Source organism: Kitasatospora sp. MBT63, from assembly GCF_000710465.2.
Taxonomy (GTDB): Bacteria; Actinomycetota; Actinomycetes; order Streptomycetales; family Streptomycetaceae; genus Kitasatospora.
Genome location: NZ_JAIZ01000505.1, coordinates 1 through 3071, shown reverse-complemented (window position 1 = coordinate 3071; position 3071 = coordinate 1). Strand labels below are relative to the sequence as shown.

Genomic DNA, 3071 nt, shown 5'->3' with positions numbered 1-3071 from the left:
GCTCCAGCGGGTACGAGCGGTCGTAGAACGCGCGGACCGCGAACAGCTCCTGCTGCTCACCGCGGAACATGTAGTAGACGCGGAACCCCTCCCACGGCGCGGCGAGGTCACCCTCCTCGTCCACCACGTGCTTGAGCTGCATCTGGTCGAGGATCTCGGCCACCAGCGCCTGGTCCGGCACGACCACCGGCGGCCCGGCCGGGCCACCGCCTTGAACAGCGCCGAGCGGGGGGTGCAGCGCGGCGGGCGCGGGAATCGAGGAGGGTTCAATGGTCATGGCATCCACTTCCAGCTTTGGAGACGGGGCAGTTCATTCGGACGCGTCAGTGTCGGACACTGTTTTGCGCACACCTCAACGGTGCCCTTGGACCCCGGTTCGAACAAACCGTCCGATCAGGGGAGCGGGGGTCTGATCCGCATCCCCCGGGCCCCGGACAACGGGCTGTTCCTTTGCATGACTGGGTGGCGATGGCACCCCTCATCCGACCTCCCCGGATGCTCTGGAGCCGGGTGCCGGGTCCTCCGCGATGTCAGCAGGCTCCGCCCTTCGCGCGGGGTACGCTCTCCCCCGGACCGGGCTAGGCCTCAACGAGCGGTTCACCCAGTCCGAGAGCGTCCAGCAGCATCCGGTATTTGAGATCGCGCGCGTGGGACGCGACTACATCGCGGGCCCTGGCAGCGTCCACGGGGGCGATGTCCTGTCCGACCGACTCGATGGTCTCGGTGAGTGCAGCCATTTCTCGGTGTTTCCCTGCCATGTCTCCTCCCCCGTGGAGTGAGGGGGACAGTCAGCAAACCCTCAGCGCGGTCCCGAGCCACATCGAGCGGCATCTGCGCCGCTGCTGTCTCACCCGGTCACCGCTGCCGGACAGAAGCGCCGCAGGCACGATCATGTCCGGGGCGGCACGAGGAGCCGAGCTCGGTCCTGCTCCCACCGGCCCTCGGCCGAGACGGGGTGGCCTGCGCGCGCGAGAACGCTTTATGTTCATTTCAGCATATCCGTCGGCCGAGTGTGGGTGAAGTACCCTGACGTGCAAGGCTGTTGGACCGCGGGGCGCCGGTCGGCCACCGGGTGGCGGTGCGGTGCCCCCTGCGCATCGCAACCGACCCCTCAAGGCTGCGCACTGGCCATCCGGGTCGAACGCGCCGCTCAGACGGTCACCATCGCCGTCGAGGATGCGGGACCGGGCACATCCGACCCGAAGCAGGCTCTCGCCCGTGGTGCCAGCGCGGGTTCCACCGGACTCGGCCTCGACATCGCACGACGAGCCGCCACCGCCATCGGAGGCGAAGTCACCATCGCCCGCAGCACAGCGGGCGGCGCCCTCGCCGCGGTCCGCCTCGGGCTCTTCTCCTCACCCGTGAACGGCGACGGCGACCGCGTCCGTCGCCGCGCAGACCTCCGGCAGACACAGCTGTGCTGCCGCCCGCGTCAGCGCGGCACCCCTGAGGTTCGGGGATGTCGTGAAGGGTGCCTGACCTGCACCCCCGCCGTTCAGAAGCCGGCTGGCACGAAGCGTGCCGGCCAACGAGCCAAGCACCGCATGTCAGCGGGCGCCGGACGGCCGGACCGGGTGCTTGCTGAGGACGGAGACCCGGTTGAAGGCATTGATGGTGATGGCTGCCCAGATCACCGCGGAAATCTCGCCGTCCCCGAACACCTGCCGGGCGGCACCGTAAGCGGTCTCCTGCGCCGACGCGTCGGCAGGATGAGTGGTCGCCTCGGCCAAGGCGAGGGCCGCACGTTCCTGCGCGGTGAACACCTCCGTGTCGCGCCAGGCCGCGAGCACCCCGAGCCGCTGGGTGCTCTCGCCGAGCCGTAGGGCCGCTCTGGTGTGCACATCCAGGCAGAAGGCGCAGCCGTTCAGCTGGGAGACCCGAAGGTTGATGAGCTCCACGAGAATCCGGTCGAGCCCGGCCTCCGCGACATGGTCGCGGACCACCTCGGCCGTGGCGCGCAGGGCCCTGAAGGCCTGCGGGGCCTGCTTGTCGATGTACACCCGCTCGCTGGACGGCACGGTCGCCACCTCGGTCACCTGGACTCCTTCACCTTTGTACGGCCACATATCCGCAATGGTAATAAAACTCGGTTGCCGACCCAACGCCCTCCGAAACTTGTCCACTAAAAAGCCGGAATCGGAAGCCGCCGTGCACGGCCACGGTGCCGGCGATTCCCGCTGCGCACTCCGGCGCGCGCACGCGCGCTGCACCAGCATCCTCCTTCCGGCCATCCGATCAGGGGAGTCCGCGACATCGCGGCTCGGGTAGGTTATTCGGCAAGGAGGCTCCGAAGCGCCAGCCAATCTACCCGGGAACGGATTCATCATGGCCGAACACAAGGATACCGACGAATCCGCTCCAGCATCCTGCGCTATTGGCAGGAATCACGCAGACAGAATCCTCCGGACCTGGCTCAAGAACCACCCGGAGTGCGGAGAATCTTTTCTGTATCTGCATATCCGGAAGTCAAAATCCGCGCACGACCGCCCTCACCCTCGCCATGTCTTCGCGCTTTTGGAGCCCGTCAAGATGGGACTCGACTACGTCAGCGTCAATGCCGCGACAGGCTTGGTGCGCCTCTGCTCCTAAGCCCCCTGGCCGAGCGCCGGCCTGAGTTGTTCGCGCGTCGCCATCGGAACTGAGACTAAATCCTCGGCGGCGGGCATCTCATACAGAGGTCTGGCCCACAGCGGTGGCCCTGGTTACCGAGGAAGCCGTTGCCTTCGCCTACTTTCCGGCGTTGATTTTCCAGGCCAGGTCGGAGTTCCTGCCACTTCTTGGCAACCCGACGACGACTGATTACTTACAGCTCACCTGAGATTCCAGCGACCTAAGCAACGTCGCCGACGGCCTGAACGTGGCCGTTGCCACCGGCGGCCTGCCGTGACTGTTCGTTGTCGGTGCCAGCCATGTCCGATAACGCATGCAGCTTCTCAATGCCCTCAAGCGAGTGGTCGGCTGGATCTTCTTCGTGTCAGTGTCCGGTCTGGTCTGTCGGTGGGGTTTCGTGGGCTGTTGTTGCTGGGGTGCTCTGAGGTCCGTTTGTTGGTTTGTTCGGGGGGTGGGTGGTG

At 66.6% G+C, this 3071-nt stretch carries 3 protein-coding genes and 1 pseudogene; 1 reads left to right on the top strand and 3 read right to left on the bottom strand.

Annotated elements, in window-relative coordinates; genetic code table 11:
- Both AA75_RS27070 and AA75_RS49830 read right to left on the bottom strand, forming a co-directional pair.
- Positions 1–277, bottom strand: a 277-nt coding sequence (locus AA75_RS27070; RefSeq protein ID WP_033822888.1) for a YbjN domain-containing protein, incomplete at its 3' end; no start/stop codon positions are given.
- A 301-nt stretch (positions 278–578) separates the two neighbouring features.
- Positions 579–737 (bottom strand): hypothetical protein, encoded by a 159-nt coding sequence (locus AA75_RS49830; RefSeq protein WP_158515573.1) that lies wholly within the window; start codon positions 735–737, stop codon positions 579–581.
- 273 nt (positions 738–1010) lie between these two features.
- Here AA75_RS49830 and AA75_RS54120 point away from each other — a divergent pair.
- Positions 1011–1328, top strand: a pseudogene (locus AA75_RS54120) (sensor histidine kinase); the annotation flags it as partial.
- Positions 1329–1547: 219 nt separating this feature from the next.
- Here AA75_RS54120 and AA75_RS27065 read toward each other — a convergent pair.
- Positions 1548–2066 carry a carboxymuconolactone decarboxylase family protein gene (locus AA75_RS27065; protein WP_082526858.1) on the bottom strand — a complete coding sequence of 173 codons (519 nt, stop codon included), beginning with the start codon at positions 2064–2066 and terminating at the stop codon, positions 1548–1550.
- Between the last annotated feature and the right edge of the window lie 1005 nt (positions 2067–3071).